At 74.1% G+C, this 21,783-nt stretch carries 14 protein-coding genes; 7 read left to right on the top strand and 7 right to left on the bottom strand.

Annotated elements, in window-relative coordinates:
* Positions 1–102: 102 nt before the first annotated feature.
* From ABZZ04_RS36170 to ABZZ04_RS36185, 4 genes are all read right to left on the bottom strand, one after another.
* Complete coding sequence (locus ABZZ04_RS36170) at positions 103–477, bottom strand: RNA polymerase-binding protein RbpA (protein ID WP_007262928.1); 375 nt, start codon at positions 475–477, stop codon at positions 103–105.
* Positions 478–741: 264 nt separating this feature from the next.
* Complete coding sequence (locus ABZZ04_RS36175; RefSeq protein ID WP_356936482.1) at positions 742–2,115, bottom strand: MFS transporter; 1,374 nt, start codon at positions 2,113–2,115, stop codon at positions 742–744.
* 46 nt (positions 2,116–2,161) lie between these two features.
* Positions 2,162–2,926, bottom strand: coding sequence for a glycerophosphodiester phosphodiesterase family protein (locus tag ABZZ04_RS36180; protein ID WP_356936483.1), 765 nt, complete (start codon positions 2,924–2,926; stop codon positions 2,162–2,164).
* A complete protein-coding gene (locus ABZZ04_RS36185; RefSeq protein WP_356936484.1) occupies positions 2,923–3,633 on the bottom strand; it encodes a hypothetical protein in 711 nt (236 codons plus the stop codon). Before ABZZ04_RS36185 ends, ABZZ04_RS36180 begins: the two co-directional genes overlap by 4 nt.
* A gap of 101 nt (positions 3,634–3,734) precedes the next feature.
* Between ABZZ04_RS36185 and ABZZ04_RS36190 the strand changes: the two genes are divergently transcribed.
* Entirely contained in the window at positions 3,735–5,234 is a 1,500-nt protein-coding gene (locus ABZZ04_RS36190) for a PLP-dependent aminotransferase family protein (RefSeq protein WP_356936485.1), read from the top strand.
* Positions 5,235–5,276: 42 nt separating this feature from the next.
* On the opposite strand, the gene ABZZ04_RS36195 is transcribed toward ABZZ04_RS36190, so the two are convergent.
* Entirely contained in the window at positions 5,277–6,911 is a 1,635-nt protein-coding gene (locus ABZZ04_RS36195; RefSeq protein ID WP_356936486.1) for a hypothetical protein, read from the bottom strand.
* A gap of 37 nt (positions 6,912–6,948) precedes the next feature.
* Positions 6,949–7,143, bottom strand: a complete 195-nt coding sequence (locus ABZZ04_RS36200; RefSeq protein WP_018103962.1) for a hypothetical protein — start codon at positions 7,141–7,143, stop codon at positions 6,949–6,951.
* A 310-nt stretch (positions 7,144–7,453) separates the two neighbouring features.
* Between ABZZ04_RS36200 and ABZZ04_RS36205 the strand changes: the two genes are divergently transcribed.
* The 6 genes from ABZZ04_RS36205 to ABZZ04_RS36230 all read left to right on the top strand — a co-directional run bounded on the left by ABZZ04_RS36205 (position 7,454) and on the right by ABZZ04_RS36230 (position 21,116).
* Entirely contained in the window at positions 7,454–7,846 is a 393-nt protein-coding gene (locus ABZZ04_RS36205; protein WP_356936487.1) for an ankyrin repeat domain-containing protein, read from the top strand.
* A gap of 219 nt (positions 7,847–8,065) precedes the next feature.
* A complete protein-coding gene (locus tag ABZZ04_RS36210; RefSeq protein ID WP_356936488.1) occupies positions 8,066–9,484 on the top strand; it encodes a HEAT repeat domain-containing protein in 1,419 nt (472 codons plus the stop codon).
* A gap of 255 nt (positions 9,485–9,739) precedes the next feature.
* On the top strand, positions 9,740–13,396 hold the full coding sequence (locus ABZZ04_RS36215; RefSeq protein WP_356936489.1) for a hydantoinase B/oxoprolinase family protein: 3,657 nt from the start codon (positions 9,740–9,742) through the stop codon (positions 13,394–13,396).
* Between the two features lie 181 nt (positions 13,397–13,577).
* Positions 13,578–15,104: a hypothetical protein gene (locus ABZZ04_RS36220; RefSeq protein WP_356936490.1), complete on the top strand. Its 1,527-nt coding sequence runs from the start codon at positions 13,578–13,580 to the stop codon at positions 15,102–15,104.
* 241 nt (positions 15,105–15,345) lie between these two features.
* On the top strand, positions 15,346–16,272 hold the full coding sequence (locus tag ABZZ04_RS36225) for a hypothetical protein (protein WP_356936491.1): 927 nt from the start codon (positions 15,346–15,348) through the stop codon (positions 16,270–16,272).
* A 101-nt stretch (positions 16,273–16,373) separates the two neighbouring features.
* Complete coding sequence (locus ABZZ04_RS36230) at positions 16,374–21,116, top strand: hypothetical protein (protein ID WP_356936492.1); 4,743 nt, start codon at positions 16,374–16,376, stop codon at positions 21,114–21,116.
* Positions 21,117–21,255: 139 nt separating this feature from the next.
* On the opposite strand, the gene ABZZ04_RS36235 is transcribed toward ABZZ04_RS36230, so the two are convergent.
* On the bottom strand, positions 21,256–21,726 hold the full coding sequence (locus ABZZ04_RS36235) for a hypothetical protein (RefSeq protein ID WP_356936493.1): 471 nt from the start codon (positions 21,724–21,726) through the stop codon (positions 21,256–21,258).
* Positions 21,727–21,783 lie beyond the last annotated feature (57 nt).

Below are 21,783 nucleotides of genomic sequence, written 5' to 3' on the forward strand. Positions count from 1 at the left end.
TTTGAGCTGTTTTGCGATGTTTTTTTTGTCTCCCTGCTCGTCCCGCGGGTCGCCCCCGGGGGCGGGCCCCGCCCCCGGGGGCTCTGTGGTGGTGCTGTGCGGTCAGGCGGACTTCCTGCTGTCCCGCGGATGCACGGCGATGTTCATGGCTCCGGAGCGCAGGACCGCCAGCCTCTCGGCCAGCACTTCCTCCAGCTCCTCGCGGGTGCGCCGCTCCATGAGCATGTCCCAGTGCGTACGCGCGGGCTTGCCCTTCTTCTCCTCGGGGCCATCCCCGTCCACCAGGAGTGCCATGGCGCCGCACGCCTTGCACTCCCACTCCGGCGGAATTTCCGCCTCTACCGAGAACGGCATCTCAAAACGATGTCCGTTCTGGCATGCGTACTCCACCGCCTGGCGCGGGGCCAGATCGATGCCGCGGTCCGTCTCGTAGCTGGTAACCACGAGGCGCGTACCGCGGAGAGCTCGCTCACTCATGAATCGTGCCTCCCGGGCTTGTCGCCCACAGGACAGGTGTCGCTGTCGTCGTCATCCGGTCAACGTCCGGTCGGCGGCAAAGATTCCCGTTGCCGGTCTGCGTCGCCCGTCGTGCCGCTGCTTTTTCATGGGTGGGGTACCCACCCATGCCCGGTTTGTCACATCTGGCGGTAGTTGTCACCCAACGGTTCGGCTTCTTCCACTCGCAGTAACGGTCCTCCGGGCAGGCCAAAGGCGTACACTACCGGCCTTTCACTTCGACGTCTAAATCCGTTCCGGCACGGGATTGCCCGCGGCCGCCACGGCACGCCGGATCGGCACCCTCGCGAGCAGTACGGAACCGATCGCGAAGAAGGCCACCAGTGAGACGATCGCGTCCCGATAACTGCCGGTCAGCTGGTACGCGAGCCCGAACACCAGCGGCCCCAGCCAGCTCAGGCCGCGGTCGCTCATCTCGTACGCGGAGAAGTACTCGGCCTCCTTGCCGCGCGGCACCAGATGGGAGAACAGCGAGCGCGACAGCGCCTGGCTGCCGCCGAGCACCAGACCGATCGCCGCGGCCAGCGCGTAGAAGAAGGCGGGCTCGCCGGCCGGCAGGAAATAACCGGCGAGCAGGATCAGTGTCCAGACCACGAGCGAGCCGAGGATCGTGCGCTTCGCGCCGTGCGTCCGGGCCAGCCGGCCCATCCCCAGCGCCCCGGCCACCGCGAGCACCTGCACCAGCAGCACCGCCGTGATCAGCGTCGTCTGGTCGAGGCCCAGCTCCTCCGAGCCGTACACCGAAGCCTGGGAGATCACCGTCTGGACCCCGTCGTTGTACACGAGGTACGCCAGCAGGAACGAGAGCGTCAGCGGATGGCGGCGCATGTCGCGCAGGGTGGCCAGGAGCTGCCGCCACCCCGAGCCGACCGCCCCCTCGCCGCTCGGCGCCACCTTCCGGTCGCGCAGTCTGCGCAGGGGCACGATCGTGAAGGCCCCCCACCAGACACCGGCCGAGGCCAGGCAGATCCGCACCGAGTCGGACTCGGAGAGGCCGAACGAGTCGTGGCCCGTGTACAGCACCAGGTTCAGGACGAGGACGAACGCGCCCGAGGTGTACCCGAAGGCCCAGCCCCGCGAGGAGACCGCGTCCCGTTCGTCGGGTTCGGCGATCTGCGGCAGATAGGCGTTGTAGAGCACCATCGACACCGAGACCGACGCGTTCGCCACGATCAGCAGGAAGGCGCCGAGCAGATAGCGGTGGCCGTCCAGGAAGAACATGCCGGTGGTCGCGGCGGCCCCCACGTAGGCGGCGGCCGCGAGCAGCGGCTTCTTCCGGCCCGTGCGGTCCGCCGCGGCCCCCGCGATCGGCATCAGGATCACCGCGATCACGACGGACACGGAGATCGCGTAGGGGAACAGCGAGCCGGCGCGCACCGGGATGCCGAGCGGATGCACGAAGCCGTCGGCGTCGGCGGAGGCCTTGGCGATCGAGGTGAGATAGGGCCCGATGAACACCGTCAGCACGCTCGTCGAGTAGACCGAGCAGGCGAAGTCGTAGAAGTACCAGCCGCGTTGTTCGCGTCTGCGGCTCGCGGCGCCGTCGGACCCCTCGGTCGGTCCGGTCGGCTCGGCGGTGTCCGCGGTCTCGGCGTTCAAGCCGCAACCCCCTCATCTCTCCCCGTGAAGACCCCGCGCGGCGACATCAGGCCCAGGCTCCCCGTTCGTCCAACACCGTGCGCAGCGTCTCGATGTGATCGGTCATGATGCCATCCACGCCGAGGTCGAGGAGCGCTGCCATCCGTTCCGGCTCGTTCACGGTCCATACGTGCACCTGGAGCCCGCGCGCGTGCGCCTCGCGCACGAAGCGGCGGTCGACCACCCGGACCCCGTTCTGGCTCTCCGGCACCTGGGCGCACACCGCCCCCGCCCGCAGTGCCGCCGGTATGCCGTACGAGCGCAGCCGCAGCCCCAGCACGCCGCGGACGCCGTAGGAGGTGGCCAGCCGGGGGCCCGCCAGCCGGTGGGCCCTGGCGACCCTGGCCTCCGAGAACGAGCCGACGCACACCCGGTCCCAGGCGTCGGTCCGGCGGATCAGTCCGATCAGCGGTTCCAGGGCGGATCCGGCCTTGATGTCCACGTTCCACCGGGCCTCGGGGAACTCCTCCAGCAGCTCCTCGAAGAGCGGCAGCGGCTCCCGGCCCGCCACCTGGGCCCGGGCCACCTCGCTCCACGGCAGCTCGGCGATCCGGCCGCGGGCGTCCGTCACCCGGTCCAGGGTGGCGTCGTGGAAGGCCACCAGGCGGCCGTCCGACGTGGTGTGCACGTCGGTCTCGAAGTAGCGGTACCCGGCGTCGGCGGCCCGGCGGAACGCGGCCGCGGTGTTCTCGATCCCGTCCGCGGCACCGCCCCGGTGGGCGAAGGGGATCGTCGCGGGGTGGTCCAGGTAGGGGTGGCGTACGGAGGTCACTGCGGAAGTATGGCCTGCCCCGGTGTCCGGTCGGTGACGGCCCCGTCTCCGTCGTCCGGCGCGGACGCGACGGATGTCCCGGCGCCTTCCCCGGACGGCGCCCCGCCGACCGCGAACAGCCGCAGGAAGAGCTGGGCGAGCGGGCCGATGGCCAGGGCGTACAGGACCGTGCCCACGCCGAGGGAACCGCCGAGCAGGAAGCCGGTCACCACGACCGCCACCTCCAGCAGGGTGCGCACGAGCCGGACGGAGCGGCCGGTGCGCCGGTGCAGCCCGGTCATGAGCCCGTCGCGCGGCCCCGGGCCGAAGCGCGCCGCGATGTACAGGCCCGTCGCGATCCCGTTGACGACGACCCCCGCGACCAGCACGGCGCTCCGCACCACGAGACCGTCCGGCTCGGGCATCAGCGCGAGCGTGCCGTCCATGGCCACGCCGACGGCGAAGACGTTGGAGACGGTGCCCAGCCCGGGCCGCTGCCGGAGCGGTATCCACAGCAGCAGGACGACGGCGCCGACGACGATCGAGACGACCCCGATGGACAGTCCGGTGCGTTCGGCCAGCCCCTGGTGCAGCACGCCCCAGGGTTCCAGGCCCAGACCGGCCCGTACCAGGAGCGCGGAACTGGCCCCGTACAGCGCGAGCCCGACGTACAGCTGGATCAGCCGACGGGTGAGGAGGACCCCGCGAGGGGCTGCGGTGACGGACAAGGGTGCCCCCTGGTGTGGTGGATGTGGACTGCCGCGTGTCACTCTGTGGCAGGGGATTGGCTGCCAACTATGGCCAATCCGAGGAAGGTGGACTGATTTCCATGGCTCAGTGGACCTCGGCAGTGGGTGCGGCCCAGCTCGCCCGGCAGCTCCAGGCGCAGCAGTCCCGGCCCGCCGGGCCGGGCACCCGCCGCCCGCCCGCCTATCGTGCACTGGCCGACGGCATCCGTCTCCTGGTCCTGGAGGGCCGGGTGCCGGTCGCCGCCCGGCTGCCCGCCGAGCGCGAACTGGCGCTCGCGCTGTCCGTCAGCCGCACCACCGTCGCCGCCGCCTACGAGGCGCTGCGGAGCGAGGGGTTCCTGGAGTCCCGGCGGGGGGCCGGCAGCTGGACCGCCGTGCCCGCGGGCAATCCGCTGCCCGCGCGCGGTCTGGAGCCGCTGCCCCCGGAGTCGCTCGGTTCGATGATCGACCTGGGCTGCGCCTCGCTGCCCGCGCCCGAGCCCTGGCTGACCCGGGCCGTGCAGGGCGCCATCGAGGAGCTCGCGCCGTACGCCCACACCCACGGCGACTACCCGGCCGGACTGCCCGCCCTGCGGCAGATGATCGCCGACCGGTACACCGGGCACGGCATCCCGACCATGCCCGAACAGATCATGGTCACCACCGGGGCGATGGGCGCGATCGATGCGATCTGCCACCTCTTCGCGGGCCGCGGCGAGCGGATCGCGGTGGAGTCCCCGAGCTACGCCAACATCCTGCAGCTGATGCGGGAGACGGGCGCCCGGCTGGTGCCGGTGGCGATGGAGGAGGGGCTCGGCGGCTGGGACATGAACCGGTGGCGGCAGGTGCTGCGGGACGCGGCGCCGCGGCTCGCCTACGTCGTCGCCGACTTCCACAACCCGACCGGCGCGCTCGCCGACGAGGACCGGCGGCGGGAGCTGGTGGACGCCGCCCGCTCCGCGGGCACGGTCCTGGTCGTCGACGAGACGATGAACGAGCTCCGCCTCGACGACGACGTGCGGATGCCGCGCAGGGTCTGCGCCTTCGACCCGGCGGGCTCCACGGTGCTCACCGTCGGGTCGGCGAGCAAGGCGTTCTGGGCGGGCATGCGGATCGGCTGGGTGCGCGCCGCCCCGGACGTGATCCGCAGCCTGGTGGCCGCCCGCGCCTACGCCGACATGGGGACGCCCGTCCTGGAACAGCTCGCGGTCAACTGGCTGATGCGCACCGGCGGCTGGGAGGAGGCCGTCCGGCTGAGGCGCGAGCAGGCGCGGGAGAACCGGGACTCGCTCGTCGCCGCGGTCCGCCGGGAACTGCCCGACTGGGAGTTCTCCGTGCCGAGCGGTGGTCTCACGCTCTGGGTGCGCACCGGCGGCCTCTCCGGCTCCCGGCTCGCGGTGGCGGGCGAGCGGGTCGGCATCCGGGTTCCCTCCGGCCCCCGCTTCGGGGTCGACGGAGCCTTCGAGGGGTACGTGCGGCTGCCGTTCACGGTCACCGGGCCGGTGGCGGACGAGGCGGCGGTCCGGCTCGCGGCGGCCGCGCAGCTGGTGGGGTCGGGCGCGGGCGCCGGGGTCGAGACGCCGCGGACGTTCGTCGCCTGACCGGGGCGGGGCCGGTCCGGCGACCGGTCCCGCCCGGCCCCGTCAGTCGACCGCCTCGGCGGCCACGGCGGCGGTCATGGTGCGCGGCAGCACCGGTTCCGGGACGCCTTCCAGGGAGCTCGGCCCGGCGTCCGCCGCGTCCGCCCCGTCCGGTGTGTCCGCCCCGGCGGGGTCATGCCGCTCCGGGAGCAGACAGAGCACCGACTGCCGCTGTGCCTCGCCGGTCGCCTCGTCGTAGGGATCGGGCGTGGCGGGCACCTGGAGCCGGAGCACCGGACCGGTGCCGAGCCGGGCGTAGCCGCGGCCGGCCGGGATGCCGGGGGGCGGGGTGGTGGGGGGTTCGGCGCCGAGCGCCTTCCCGATCTGTTCGGGGGAGCAGTGGCCGAGCACCACCCGGGCCCGGGTGTGGGCCAGGACGGTCTCGCCGAGGGAGTCCAGGCCGTCGAACTGGTCGGCCAGCACCACGGTGACGTTGGCGGTCCTGCCGTGCCGCAGCGGCACCTGGAGCAGATCCCGCGGGTCGGGCCGGTTCTCGGCGGCGGCCAGGTGACCGAGGACGCCGGGCCGGTCCAGCAGGATCCACAGCGGGCGCCTGACGTCGTCGGGGGCGGGGTGACCGGCCTGCCGGGCCCGGTTCGCGGCGAGCAGCCGCCGTTCCGTCTCGTGGGCCGCCCACTCCAGGGTCGCCGAGGCGCCGGCCGGGCTGCACTCCAGGGCCAGCACGCCGTCGCGTCCGGCCAGGAAGGCGTACTCGCCCGTCCCGCCGCCCTCGACGATCAGGACGTCGCCGTGCTGGAGCGCCTGGAGGGCGATGGAGCGCATCAGTGTCGTGGTGCCGCTGCCGGGCTGCCCGACGACCAGCAGGTGCGGCTCGGTGGAGCGGGCGCCCGTCCGCCAGACGACCGGAGGGGCGTCGCGCATCGTGTCGCCGTCCTGCACCGGGACCGTGCGCTGCACCGCGCCGTCGTCGGTGAAGCCCAGCACGGTCTCGCCGGGCGCGGTCACGAACCGCTGGGCGCAGATCGAGGTGGGCAGGGGGGCGAGGACCTCCATGACGAGCCGGTTCGCCTCCTCGTCCCAGACGAAGCGGTACTCGCGGCCGCGGCCGGACTTGGTGTGCAGCAACTGCTCGATCCGGGCCCGGGAGGCGGCCTCGCTGTCGGTGAAGTGGGCGGGGTACGTCACCTGGAGGCGGGTCAGCCGTCCGTTGCCGTCGAACCGGTACTCGTCGAGGACCTTCGCCCAGTCGCCGCCGTGGGCGAACAGCGGATCGGGGTCGTCGGCCGCGGAGAAGTACGGCACGAGCGCCTCGTACAGGGACCGGAGCCGCGCGGTCTCCGTCTCGTCGGGGCCGGTCTTCACGGGGGTCCGCTCCCGCCCCGCCCAGGCGGCGGCGCCCATCACCGTGACCAGGGCGATCAGCCCCCCGTACGGCATGAGCGCGAACGCCAGGACGCAGGCCGCGACGAGGAACAGCGTGGGACCACGCCGGTCCTTGGGCGTCGCGGCCCACCTCTGCCGTCCGGTGCCGACCAGCAGCCGCAGACCACGGGTGACCGTGAACAGCGGATGGAGGACGTCGGTGGCGTTGTCGGCGGCCGTGCGCGCGAACTCGCGACTGCGAGTGATCGAGGCGCTGCCGCTGCTCAGAATGCGGGGGAGTGGTCGCCGGGCCACGTCTGTCTCCTGAAGGGGTGGGAGCGGTCGAGGAGGGTCAGAACTTGATCCCGCCCAGGAGGCCGGCGAGGCTCGCGCCGCCCGCGGTGATGCTCGGTGCGATGGCGGTGCCCGCCAGGTAGAAGCCGAACAGGGCGGTGACGAGGGCGTGCGAGGCCTTGAGGCCGTCCTTCCTGAAGAACAGGAAGACGATGATGCCGAGAATGACGACGCCTGACATGGACAGGATCATGAGAGGTTCTCCTGGTCGGGGGGACGGTCACCATGAGTCCTTCCAGGTTCACCGGAAGTATCCATGCGACAAAAGCTGCATTCGGGTGAAAAGTCGTTATTTTCACTTGAATGGCCGCAGGGTGGTTCCGGTGAATCCGGTGAAGCGGAATGCGCGGCGGGGGCGCCGCGTTCGATTCCCCGTTCCGGGTACTGCCGGTCCGTCCGGCCGGACGGGCAGTACCCTGTCGGTTCATTCGTACGGCCTTCACGGCGTGCGTCCAGGCGGTTCGGCGGCAGTCGGGACCGGAAAACGGAAGGCGGCCCCTCTGATGAGCGAAACTCCCGATCCCGAGGTGATCGAGCTGGCGACGAAGGTCTTCGACCTCGCCCGCAGCGGTGAGACGGAGACGCTCGCCGCGTACGTCGACGCCGGCGTGCCCGCGAACCTCACCAACGACCGGGGGGACTCGCTGCTGATGCTCGCCGCGTACCACGGGCACGCCGCCGCGGTCACGGCCCTCGTCGACCGCGGGGCCGACCCGGACCGGGCCAACGACCGGGGTCAGACGCCGCTCGCCGGCGCGGTCTTCAAGGGTGAGGACGCGGTGATCGGGGCACTGCTCGCGGCGGGGGCCGACCCGGCCGCCGGAACGCCCTCCGCCCTGGACACGGCCCGCATGTTCGGCAAGGCCGACCTGCTGGAACTCTTCGGCTCCCGCTGACCGGGTACGCCGTAAATGTGGTCGCGGTGGCGAAATGGCTGGGTCATCATGACGTCGCGGGCCCTGGTTCGGGCCACCGACGAGAGGCAGAGGAAGATGGTCTACACCAAGCAGAAGACGGCGGTCGGCCGATCATGTCGCTGCGCGGCGTAGTGCCCACCCGGCACTTGGAACTGCACAGTCCCGGTTGCGTCGACAGCTTGATGTGAGGCTCTTTCCATGTTCGATCCGTTCATAGCGCCGAGCGGCACCCTGCTCGGCCTGCTGCAGAGAGGCCGCGGCGACGGCACGCTCCACGCGCTCGCCGCACCGCGCCCCGAGGCCCTGGCGGCTCTCAACCACTGCGTCCTGAGCGACCCGCGTCACGACTGGCAGGTGGAGAACCGCTCCCTCTACTACGCACGCCTGTATCTCGACCTCGACGGCGGCATCGAGGAGATCGAACGGCACCTGTGCGGTCCCGACGACCACCTCGACACCGACGACTCGCGCACCGGCCTGGCCCTCTCCGTGCTCGGCCACCTCGCCTCGTACGGACGCGAGGACGCCCTGGCCCTGCTGCGGCGGTACGCCGCGACCGGCGCCAACTGGGCCTGGGCCCTGGACGAGCTCGCCCTGCGCGACGACGACGCGGGGCTCCGCGCCCTCGCCGTGCCCGTCCTCGGCAGGTTCCCGGACACCGAGGAGGGCGCCGCCGAACTGGCCGCCACCGTACGGGACGCCTACGAGCCCCGCCCCTGGCGGCTCTGGGCGGAGGACCCGCGCGAGGCGGTCGGCGGCCGGATCAGGGCCGCGTCGGAACGCGGCTCGTTCGACCGCTGGCAGCGCCAGATGCGGCCCGGCGGCCCCCGCCCCGGCTGGAGCGTCCAGGCCGTCTTCGACTGGGCCCAGCAGGGACACGAGCGCGGCAGCGCCCTGCACGTGCCCGCCGCCCGCTGCCTCAACGCCGTCGCGGGCCCCGAGGACCGGCCCGCGATTCTCGAGGCCGCCCGCAGCGGCCCCGACGGCGCGCGCTGCGCCGCCCTGCACCACCTGGCGGAGGCCAGGGATCCGGACGTGCTCGATCTGATCGAGGCCGGGGCGGCGAGTCCCTCGCACACCGTCGCCGAGGCGTCCGTCGCCGCCTTCGAGCGGATGTGCGGAGAGGCGGCCGTGGACCGGGCCCGGCGCTGGGCCCGGCGGCCCGACGCGCTCGGCGCCTCCGCCGCCGGAGTGCTCGCCTGCCGGGGCGGCGCCCAGGACGCCTCCCTGGTCCTCGGCGCGCTCCGCGAGGCCGTACGGGGCGAGGGGCCGGACACCCCGCGGCTGTGGACCCTCGTCGACGGCGCGGGCCGGCTCGGCATCGCCTGCGCCGCCCCCGTGCTGCGGCACGTCTACCGGGAGACGTCCTCGTCGCACCTGCGCGGCCGGACGGCCCGCGCACTGGCCGCCACCGATCCCTCCTTCGCCACCGGCTTCGCCGTCGAGTGCCTGTGGGACTGCGAGGAGACCACCCGGGAGGTCGCCGCGCTCCACGCGGAGACCGGCGACATCAAGGTCGCCGAACGCCTGCGCCGCCTCGCCGCGGACCCGGCCGAGGAGGCCGAGGTGCAGACGGCGGTACGCAGCCGGATCGGACCCGACGCCCCCGCGGTCTGACCGCGCGGGGCGCGGCCCCGGCCCAGGCCCCCGGACGGACATCCCGCCGAACCGGCCAGGCCCCCGCCCCGGCACCTTGCCGCACCGGCCCGACACCCGGACGGACATCCCGCCGAACCGGGTCGGCACCCGGACACGCACCCCGCCGCACCGGCCCGGCGCCCGACGGCCCGACACCCGCCGTACGGGCCGACCACGCCCCGGACCCGCCGCGCCGCCCGGCCCCCGGCCCGCCCCGCGGGCCACCATGGAGGGATGAGCGGACGCTGGGAGTTCTGGATCGACCGTGGCGGCACGTTCACCGACGTCGTGGGCCGGGACCCGGACGGACGGCTGGTCACCCGCAAACTCCTCTCCCACGACCCGGACCGCTACCGCGACGCCGGCGTGGCCGGGATCAGGGCACTGCTGGGCCTCGGCCCCGGCGAACCGGTCCCCGCCGACCGGGTGGACACGGTGCGGATCGGCACGACGGTCGCCACCAACGCCCTGCTGGAACGGCGCGGCGAGCCGACCGTCCTGGTCATCACGCGGGGCTTCCGCGACGCCCTGCGCATCGCGTACCAGAACCGGCCGAAGCTCTTCGACCGCCGCATCCTGCTGCCCGAGGCCCTCTACGAACGGGTGATCGAGGTTCCCGAGCGGATCGACGCCCGGGGCCGGGTGGTGACCCCGCTGGACCCGGACGCCCTGACCGCGCCCCTGGCGGCCGCACGGGCCGACGGACTGCGCGCCGCCGCCGTGGTCCTGATGCACGGCTACCGCCACCCCGAACACGAACGCGCCGTGGCCGCCGCGGCCCGCGCCGCGGGCTTCACCCGGATCAGCTGCTCGCACGAGGTCAGCCCGCTGATCAAACTCGTACCGCGCGGCGACACCACCGTCGTCGACGCCTACCTGTCGCCGATCCTGCGCCGGTACGTCGAGGGGATCGCCGAGGAGCTCGACGGCATCCGGCTGATGTTCATGCAGTCCAACGGCGGGCTGCGCGAGGCCGCCCACTTCCGGGGGAAGGACGCGGTGCTCTCCGGACCCGCCGGCGGCGTGGTCGGCATGGCCCGCACCTCCCGACAGGCCGGCTTCGACCGCGTCATCGGCTTCGACATGGGCGGCACGTCCACCGACGTGTCGCACTACGCGGGCGCGTTCGAACGCGAACTGGGCACCCAGGTGGCCGGTGTCCGGATGCGCGCCCCCATGATGAGCATCCACACCGTCGCGGCCGGCGGCGGCTCCGTCCTGCACTTCGACGGCCGACGCTACCGGGTCGGCCCCGACTCGGCGGGCGCGATCCCCGGCCCGGCCTGCTACCGCCGCGGCGGACCGCTGACCGTCACCGACGCCAACGTGATGCTCGGCCGCATCCAGCCCGCGTACTTCCCGGCCGTCTTCGGACCGGACGGCGACCGGCCGCTCGACACCGGCCTGGTGCGCGAACGCTTCGCCGCGCTCGCCGACGAGATCGCGCACGCCACCGGGACCCGGCCCACCGCCGCCGGGGTCGCCGCCGGATTCCTGGAGATCGCCGTGCTCAACATGGCGAACGCGGTCAAGAGGATCTCCGTGCAGCGCGGACACGACATCACCCGCTACGCCCTCACCGGCTTCGGCGGCGCCGGCGGCCAGCACGTCTGCGCCGTCGCCGACTCCCTGGGCATCGACACGGTCCTGGTGCCCCCGCTCGCCGGTGTGCTCTCCGCGTACGGCATCGGTCTCGCCGACGCCACCGCCATGCGCGAACGGTCCGTGGAGGCGGAACTGAACGCGACGACCCGCGAGGAGGTGGGCGGGCTCTGTGCCGAACTGGCCGCCCGCACCCGTGCCGAACTGCGCGCCGACGCCATTCCCGACAGCGCGATCAGCACCCGCGCCCGGGTGCTCCTGCGCTACGCCGGTACGGACGCGAGCCTGCCCGTCGACCTGGACACCGCCCCCGCCATGGCCGAGGCGTTCACCGCCGAGCACCGCGCCCGCTACTCGTTCACCATGGACAAGCCCCTGGTCGTCGAGGCGGTCTCGGTCGAGGCGACCGGAACGGCGGGCAGCCACCGGCCGCGGCCGGCCGGCCGTCCGCGCCAGGGCGGCGCACCACCGCGACCGCACGACACCGTGCGGATGTTCGCCGACGGACACTGGCACGACACCCCCCTCCACCGCCGCGACGAGCTGCGTCCCCGGGACACCGTGACCGGCCCCGCCGTGATCACCGAGGCGGACGCCACCACCGTCGTCGCCCCGGGCTGGCGGGCCGCACTCGCCGACACCGGCCACCTGCTGCTCACCCGGGCGAGCCCGCGGCCGGAGCGCACGGCCGTCGGCACCCGGGTCGACCCCGTCATGCTGGAGGTCTTCAACAACCTCTTCATGTCGATCGCCGAACAGATGGGTGTGCGTCTGGAGAACACGGCCCACTCCGTCAACATCAAGGAACGGCTGGACTTCTCCTGCGCGCTCTTCGACGCGGACGGCAACCTGATCGCCAACGCCCCGCACATCCCGGTCCACCTCGGTTCGATGGGGGAGTCCATCAAGGAGGTGCTGCGCCGCAACACCGGGTCGATGCGGCCCGGGGACGTGTACGCCGTCAACGACCCGTACCACGGCGGCACCCATCTGCCCGACGTCACCGTCGTGACACCGGTCTTCGACGACCGGGACGGCGGCGGGAAACCGGTCTTCCTCGTGGCCTCGCGCGGACACCACGCCGAGATCGGCGGCATCACCCCCGGCTCCATGCCCGCCTTCAGCCGCACCGTCCACGAGGAGGGCGTGCTGTTCGACAACTGGCTGCTGGTCCGGGACGGCAGGTTCCGCGAGGCCGAGACGCGCGAACTGCTCACCACCGCCGCACACCCCTCCCGCGACCCCGACACCAACATCGCCGACCTGCGCGCCCAGATCGCCGCCAACGAGAAGGGCATCGCCGAACTCCGGCACATGGTCGACCAGTTCGGACGCGAGACCGTCGCCGCGTACATGGGCCACGTGCAGGACAACGCCGAGGAGTCCGTCCGCCGGATCGTCGCCGAACTGCACGACGGCGCCTACCGCTACGAGACCGACAGCGGCGCGGTCATCGAGGTCTCCCTCACCGTGGACCGGGCCGCCCGGGGCGCGGTCATCGACTTCACCGGCACGTCGCCGCAGCGGCCGGACAACTTCAACGCGCCGAAGTCCGTGGTCATGGCGGCCGTGCTGTACGTCTTCCGGACCCTGGTCGACGACGACATCCCGCTCAACAGCGGCTGCCTCGAGCCCCTGGAGGTGCGGATCCCGGAGGGTTCCATGCTGGCCCCCGTCCACCCGGCGGCCACCGTCGCGGGAAACGTGGAGACGTCCCAGGCCGTCACCGGCGCCCTGTACGCCGCCCTCGGCGTCCAGGCCGAGGGCTCGGGCACCATGAACAACCTCACCTTCGGCAATGAACGGGTCCAGTACTACGAGACCGTGGCGAGCGGCTCGGGCGCGGGCGAGGACTTCGACGGGGCCGACGCCGTACAGACCCACATGACCAACTCCCGCCTCACCGACCCCGAGGTCCTCGAATGGCGCTACCCCGTGCTGCTGGAGGACTTCCGGGTGCGGGAGGGCAGCGGGGGCGTCGGCCGACGGCACGGCGGCCGCGGCGTGGAGCGGCGGATCCGCTTCCTGGAACCCGTCACCGTGGCCCTGCTCTCCGGCCACCGCAGGGTCCGCCCCTACGGCATGGCGGGCGGCGGACCGGGCGCCCTGGGCGATCAGCACGTCGAGCACCCGGACGGCCGCCCGCCCACCCCGCTGCGCGGCTGCGACACGGCCGATCTGGAGCCGGGCGACGTACTGGTGCTCCGCACTCCCGGCGGCGGGGGATACGGCACTCCGGAACCGGACCGCGACGCCCCCGCGCCCGGACACACCGGCGAACGGCCGTGACCGCGCCGCAGGACTTCGTACGACGGCGCCGACCGCACCGCCGGAGCCCCGCGCGACGGCGGTGACGGTGGCCGCCGGGCCGCCGGGCGACGGCCCCGGGCGGGCCCGGAGCAGGTCCCGGGCGGGGGTCGCTTCTGCGTCGTTTCGACCGGTGTCGGTGCGAGGACCTAATCTGTGCACCGTGACTTCGCCTGCCTACACGGACAACGCTGCGCCCCAGCTCAGCGCGGGGCCGCGACCCGCCCCGGGTCCGGCCGCCGACGAGGGGCTCGCGCGGCGGCTGCGCGCGCTCGCCTGCACGGCGCCGCTGCACGACCTCGATGTGCGCAAGGCGAATCTGGCCGGGGAGTACACGGTCTACGCGATGGCCGAGGTGGCGCTCGCCGCGATCGACCTCGTGACGCTCAACATGGACTTCGACACCGGCGCCGACCACGACCAGATAGTGGCCAGGCTGCTTCCCCGCGTCGCCGCCCAGGCCCCGGCCCGCCCGGCCGCCGAGCACGAGCGGGTGGCCCGCTGGGTGCTGGAGAACCTGATCAACGTCGGCAGCGTGGACCGCGGGTTCCGCGCCGTGTACGGCACCTTCGGCGCCGACGGCCTCTACACCCGCCGGGACTACGACTTCAAACTGATCGAGGAGGTCCCGGGCCACGGCGGCGCGGTCTACCTCCGCACCACCGACGAGGCCGTCAACGTCCTGGTCGGAGCCCTCGACACGGATGTCACCAGCGCCCAGATCGCCGCCGAGGTCAAGCTGGAGGTCCTCATCAGCCGGGGCCGCCTCGCGGACGCGCAGCTCGCCGCCGAACAGGCCCGCTACCGCACCGTCCAGTACGCGGAGACCCTCCGCAGGACGCTGGAGGCCACCCGGCGCAACGTCCGGGCGGTCGACTGGCTCAACGCGGTGCCCGACATGATCGCCGAGGCGCTGGACCACGTGGCCGACCGCTACCGCCACGAGAACGCGATCCTCACCAACATCCGCAAGGCCCGCGACGAGGCCGAGGAACCCGAGCACAAGAGGCGCGCCGCCGAACTCGTCGACATCGTCAAGGACTGCATCCGCCGCCACACCCAGCTGCAGTCCCGCCTGCTGGAGGCCGGCCCGCTCTTCCGCGCCGAACAGGACCGGCAGGCGTTCGCCACCCCCGCCGCCCACACCGGCCTCGACCTCTACGGCCAGCTCGTCGCCCCGCTGCTGCCGCTCCCCGTGGAACGGGCCATCCGCGTCACCGACGCCTTCTTCGCCCGCGGCACCGGGCTGCGCACCCCCTCCTCGGTACGGATGGGCGACCTCGTCGACCTGCTGCTCACCCCGCCCCTGGAACGGGAGCACCTGGGCGCCGAGATGCCCGAACCCGATCTGATCGCCACCCCGGACGACAGCCGGTTCAGCGAGGAGCAGCTCGCGAGCGCCATGGAGCTCCTCGACCTGGAGCACGACGCCCCGAGAAGACTCTCCGGACTCCTCGCCGAGGCCCGCCGCCGCGATCCGGAACTGCCCTACCTGGTCGCCCTGCTCGCGGTGCACGCCGCGAGCCCGCCGGTCGGCACCGCCTACCGGCAGGGGGAGCAGCGCCTGCTGTTCTCCGTGGACGACGGGACGCAGCTCGACGACCCGGAGTTCGGCGGTGCCGACCTGATCGTGGGCACGGCCCTGCTGGACGCGGTCGGTATGGCCGCGGACCGCTCGGAGGCGTCATGACCGGCGCGGCGCGCCCGGCCCGCCACCCGTTCTCCCGGACGGCACCGGCCGGCCGGGTGCGCCCCTGCCCCGTCGGCGGGCACGTGACATCCGCCGGTGCGTGCGCCGCCCGCCCCGTACCGCCCCGGACGCCCGCGGCGAGAGCCAGTACCGCCAGTCCCGTACCGCCCCGGACCGCGACCGCGAGAGCCCGCGCCGTCCGCCCCGTACCGAAGAGTTTCCGCAGCAAGGAGCGACAGTCGTGAGCGACCACCGCGCACAGCACGCCGACGCGTGGGGCGAGCCGACCGCCGCGTACGCCACCGAGAGCGCGGCGCCCGCCGACCCGGCGGGTCCCACCACCGCGTCCGTCACCCCGGCCGACGCGGCCGACGCCGCCCGGCTCGTCGCCTTCGGCCTCCAGCCCAAACTGCTGCCCGCCCGCGACGCCGAGTACGCCGAACTGCTCCGCCGCTACCGGGAGGAGCCCGCCTTCGCCCGGCTCGCCGACGCGGTGGCGACCGGGCTGGGCCTGGTCGTGCTGGAGGTGTCCACCCGCGCGGGCATGGCCGTGACGGCGGGGGAGGACTCCGTCTTCGCCGTCCGCATGGGCGACTACGCCCGCCGCGCCTCCTCCGACTCCGCCGACCGCTTCCTGCACGGGCTCGCGCACCTCGCCGTCGCCGCGATGGCCTTCCCCCGCCCCGAGGACCTCGCCGACGACGCGTACATCGGCCGCATCACGGTCAACGGCGTCGACTCCTTCGTACGCCAGGCGTGCCGCCGGCTGGAGGAGCGCGCGGAGGAGCACGGGGACAACACCGACCCGGCCACCGACGCCCCCGGCCTCGAAGCGGCATGGCGGATCTACGCCCGGCGCAGTGCCACCGGCGCGACGAAGGACGCCCGCCGGCTGGCGGGCTCCACCACCGGCATCGTCGGGAAGGCCGTCGCCTTCCTCACCGACTCCGGTTTCCTCCAGCGCACCGGGGACGACGCCGGCGGCGCCTTCCGCACCACCGCCCGCTACCAGCTCCAGGTGCGCGACATGGCCGGCGGCGCCGCCATGGCCGAACTGCTGGAGCTCGGCGTCGTCCCGGTCACCGACGGCACGGCGACGCTGCTCCCGCCGCCCGACCCCGACGACCTGGAACTGGTTGCCGACGCCGGTCTGCCCTTCCACGCCTGACCGGCCCCTTTCGCGGTCCCACCGCCTTCACGGCCCCCACGACCTTCATCACCCCACCGCCTCCACCGCCTCCACCGCCCGAACGACGAGAGTCCGCCGCCATGTACGAGCTGTCCCGGGTCCGCCTCTACTCCATCGGGCCTGCCGGTGCGCGCTACGCCGACACCGTGCTTGACCTGCGCGGAGTGGGCGAGCCCGTGCCCAACCCCGCGCCGGCCCAGGCGGAGTTCTTCGAGGAGGAGCCGGTCGGCCCGCCGCGCCGCCCGGCACCCGCCGGTGTGCTCTTCCTGGAGAACGGCGGCGGCAAGTCGGTGCTGCTGAAGCTGATCTTCTCGGTGATGCTGCCCGGCCACCGCAACACCCTCGGCGGGGCCAGCTCCGGCGTGCTGCGCAAGTTCCTCCTCGCCGACGACTGCGGACACGTCGCCCTGGAGTGGCAGCACACCCTCACCGGCGAGTGCGTGGTCGTCGGCAAGGTCAGCGAATGGCGCGGCCGGCAGGTCTCCAACGACCCGAGGAAATTCGCCGAGGCCTGGTACTCCTTCCGGCCCGGACCCGGACTCAGCCTGGACTCCCTGCCGGTCGCCGAGGCCACCTCCGTACGCCCGTCCGCCGAAGGCGCCTCCGGAGCGCGGGGCAGACGGCGCACGATGAAGGGCTTCCGCGACGCCCTGACCGAGGCGGGCAAGTTCTACCAGCACCTCGACGTGCACTGGGAAGAGATCCACGACCGGTGGAACGAACACCTCGGGGACCTCGGACTCGACCCCGAACTCTTCCGCTACCAGCGCGAGATGAACGCCGACGAGGGCGAGGCGGCGGGCCTCTTCGCGGTCAAGAAGGACTCCGACTTCACCGACCTGCTGCTGCGGGCCGTCACCGACACCCGGGACACGGACGGCCTCGCGGACCTGGTCGGCGGCTTCGGCAACAAACTGGGCCGCCGGGCCGAACTGACCGCCGAACGCGACTTCACGGCGGGCTCGGTCGACCTGCTCGGACGGATCGTGGAGGCCGCGGGCACCCGCTCCCGCGCCCGGGACGTCCACGCCGGCGCCGAGCGCCGCACCCGCACGCTCGCCCGCAGGCTCTCCGTCCGCGCCGGCCGGGAACGCGGCCGCAGCACCGAACTCGCCCAGCAGGTGACGGGCGCCGCCCACACCGTCACCACGGCCGAAGAGGCACGTGGCCGCAGCGCCCTGGTCGCCGCCGAACTGGCCTACCGGCACGCCTCCCTGGCCCTGGCCGCGGCGGAGAAGGGCGCCGCCGCCCAGCGCCGCGAACTGGTCGACGCCCGCACCCTGCACTCCGCCTGGCAGGCCGCCGAGGCCGTGCTGCGGCACCGCGCGGCCGGCGACCGCTCCGCGCGGGTGGCCGCCGCCATCCGGGAGGCCGAACGGGACGCCGCGCCCGCGCTCGCCGCCCGCGCCGAGGCCGCCGCCGACCTGGTGCAGGCCCTGCACATCGCCGCGGAGGCCGGGGAGAACCTGGCCAACGAGGAGGAGGGGCGCTCCGACACCCTGCAGAGCGCGGGCGAGACCGCCCACCGGGACGCCACCACCGCCGCCACCGAGGCCCAGCGCGCCCGCAGCGAGGCCGGACACCTGCGCCAGCGCCTCGCCGAGGTCGAACAGGAGACGGCCCAGGCGGTACGGGCCGGCTGGCTCGACGACACCGCGCCGGACGCCGACCCGGCGCGCGCAGCCCTCGCCGCGAGCGACGCCGAGCAGGCCGCCGTCGCCGCCTGGGACACCGCCAGGGAGGCCGCCCGCTCGGCCGCGGACCGGGCCAGGGAGGCCGCGGCCGCCGAGAGCCGCGCCGAACTCGCCGCGGCCCGCGCCGCCGACGCCGCGCAGGCCGCGGAACAGTCGTACGAGGCCGAGTTCAGGGCCGCCGAGTCGATCGCCGCCGACCACCGGCTGGCCGACCTGCTGGGCCTTCCCGCGCCGCACGGCACGGACGGCACCGACACGGACACCGGCCCGGCCGGAACGGGCCCGCGCCCCGCCGGGGCAGAGCAGGACGACCGGTCCGCCCGCGGCGACCACGCGCCCACCGGCACCGGGCAGCAGCCCGGCGATCGCGAACGGCCGCTCACGGCCCAGGAGTTCGACCGCAGCGCCGACGAACTGCGGGAGCTGCTCGACCAGGGCATCGGCTCCGCCGAACGGCGTCTTTTCGAACTGCGCACTGCGGCCGCCGACGACGCGCGGATCCTCGGCGCGCTCGGCGACGGCGGCCTGCTGCCCCCCGGGCCCGACGTCCTGGCCACCGTCGAGTACCTCGGCGAGCACGGCATCCCCGCCCTGCCCGGCTGGCGGTACCTCGCCCAGGCCGTGGACCCCGCCGACCACGCGGCGGTCCTCGCCACCCGCCCCGAACTGGTCGACGGCGTGGTCATCACCGACCCCGACTCGCACGCCCGCGCCCGCGAGGTCCTCGACGGCGCCGCCCTGCTGCCGCGCTCCGCGGTCGCCGTCGGCACCGCCGCGGCGCTGCTCGCCCCCGTCCCGGCCGCGGGCCCGCACACCGAGGGCGTGTTCCTCGTCCCGCCGAACCCGGCGATGCACGACGAGCACGCGGCCGACGAGGAACGACAGGCGCTCAGGACCCGGGCCGCGGCCCGCGACGAGGACATCCGCTCCCTCGCCGCCCGGCTCACCGCGGACCGCTCCCTCGCCGCCCGCATCGGTTCCTGGCGTGCCGACTGCCCGCCCGGCATGCTCGCCGAACTCGCCGGGGCCGCCCGCACCGCCCGCACCGTCGCGGAGACCGCCGAGGCCGAACTCGCGGAAGCCCGTACGGTGCGCGCCGAGGCCGACGAGGCGGCCGCGGACACCGCCCGCGTCCGCGACGAGCGCCAGGAGGCGGCCCAGCGCGCCCGCCGGGCCGCCGACGCCCTCGCGGGCCTGGCGTACCGGCTGCGCGAACGCGCCGGCTGGCAGGTGAAGCTCCGCGAACTGACCGACGAGGCGGCCGAGTCCGAGGCCCGTGCCACCGTCTTCCTGGAGCGGGCCCGCGCCGCCGACGAGGACCGCAGGGCCGCGCAGCGCGCCGCCGACGACGCCCGGCGCACGGCCCGTGCCCTGCGCGCCGAGCGCGCCGAGATCGCGGGCGCCCCCGAGCAGCTCCCGGAGCCCGACGGCGACGCCCCGCGCCCCGCGCTCCCCGCCCTGCGCGAGGCGTACCGGGCCGCCTCCCAGCTGTACGAGAAGGTGGGCGTCGGCGCGGATCTGCGCGCCGAACAGGCCCGCGCGGAGAGCGACGAGAGCGCCGCCCTCGCCGAGCTGGACCGGCTCACCAACAAGGTCCGCACCCGGGCCGCCCAGCTCCTCGAAGGAACCGACGGCGCCGACGGGCCCTCCCGGCAGGCCGCCGCGGCCCGTGCCGAGTCCCTGGTGCAGCTCCTGGAGACCCGGGCCTCCACGGCGAGCGAGCAACTGGGCCGGCTGCGGGGCGAGGCCGAGCGCCTGGCCCCGGCCGACGGCGAGTCCCACCACACCGAACTCCCCGACGAGCTGGTGCCCGCCGACGCCGAGCAGGCCCAGGCGCTCCTGCGCACCGCCACGGCCGAACTGGCCTCCGCCACCGCGGCGCTGGACACCGCCCGCGCCGCCCACGCCGAGCTGCTGCACGCCCACCGCACCGCGGAGGACTCGGCGGGCGGCTTCGACGAGACGGCCGCGCTCCTGCGGGACCTGCTCAGGGACCACGGCGCGGACGACGACGCGGAGGCCCCCGAGCCGTACCCCGGCAGCCTCGACGAGGCCCGGCAGTCCGCGGCCGAGGCCCGCCGCTCACTGCGCGGCTGCGCCACCGACCTCTCCGCCGCCGAGAGCTCCGTACGGGAAGCGAGCGACATCCTCGTACGGCACGCCAACTCCACCCGCTACGAACAGGTCCGCACCCCCGCGCGCCAGCAGATCCGCGAGCTGCCCGCCGCCGCGCTGCCCGAGCACGCCGAGAAGTGGGCCGCCGCCTTCGCGCCCCGGCTCCGCGTGCTCACCGACGAACTGGCCCAGCTGGAACGCAACCGCGACTCCATCGTCGACCGGCTGCGCGGTCTCGTGGAGTCCGCGCTCACCACCCTGCGCTCGGCCCAGCGGCTCTCCCGGCTCCCGGAAGGACTGGGGGAGTGGTCCGGTCAGGAATTCCTCCGCATCCGCTTCGAGGAACCCGACCAGGCGACCCTCACCGAGCGGCTCGGCGAGGTCATCGACGAGGCCACCCGTGCCGCGCTGAGGAAGAACTCCGACCTGCGCAGGGACGGCATGTCCCTCCTGCTGCGCGGTGTGCAGGCGGCGCTGGAGCCCAGGGGCATCGCCGTGGAGATCCTCAAGCCGGACGCGGTGCTCCGCGCCGAGCGCGTCCCGGTCGGACAGATGGGCGACGTCTTCTCCGGCGGCCAGCTGCTCACCGCCGCCATCGCCCTGTACTGCACCATGGCCGCGCTGCGCAGCAACGACCGGGGCCGGGACCGCCACCAGCACCGGCACGCGGGCACCCTCTTCCTGGACAACCCCATCGGCCGCGCCAACGCCACCTATCTGCTGGAGCTCCAGCGCGCGGTGTCCGACGCCCTGGGTGTGCAGCTGCTCTACACGACCGGGCTGTTCGACACCACGGCACTCGCCGAATTCCCGCTGGTCATCCGGTTGCGCAACGACGCGGATCTGCGGGCCGGGCTGAAGTACATCAGCGTGGAGGAGCACCTGCGCCCTGGCCTGCCGCAGCAGGACCCGGGCGGCGAGACGGTGCACGGCGAGATCACCGCCACCCGCATGTTCAAGCGCGCCACGACGCCGCCCGGTACCGACCGGACCCCCGCGGAACAGGAAGCCTAGGAAGTACCCGGCCGGGCGGGACCTCCGAAGCACGCCACAGGGGCGTTCCCGGCCCCCGGGACTTCCCGCCCGGATCGCGCCCGGGGCCACAGGGGCCGGGCACGATCCGGACGGGAGATCCCGGCCCCGTCCGGGGCGCTCAGGCCTGTGAGAGGTTTCCCGTGCCCCGGCGGCGTATCCGCGCCTCGTCCCGCTTCGCGGCCCGGGCCGCCCGCCGTGCCCTGCGCCGCTCGCGGCGCAGCTGCCGTGCCGAACTGCTCGGCGCGGAGACCACGCCGTTGCGCTGGTTCCAGACCTGCCGGGTGATCCAGACGTCCAGCACCGACCAGGTCGCGACCACCGTGCTGGCCACACTGCTCAGCACCATCGGGAACGCCAGCCAGGACCCGGTCAGCGTGCACAGGAACGCCACCATCGCCTGAATGATCGTCAGCGACATGATGAGAACCGCGCGCACGGCGGACGTGCGGACCGGGTCCGGCATCCGGCGCCGTCCCGCGGGCTCTTCCACCCACAGCTGCTGGCGCGGGATCCTCGCCCCGTTCGCCGTCGGGCGTGCCGCCGCGGCCGGTGCCGACAGCACCGCACCCCGGCGCTCTTCCGTTTCCAAGGACTCTCAACTCCCCACCACTGTCCGACTTCAGGGTTGCTGCCCGGCCCGCGTCGT

Source organism: Streptomyces sp. NPDC006435, from assembly GCF_040612315.1.
Classification (GTDB): domain Bacteria; phylum Actinomycetota; class Actinomycetes; order Streptomycetales; family Streptomycetaceae; genus Streptomyces.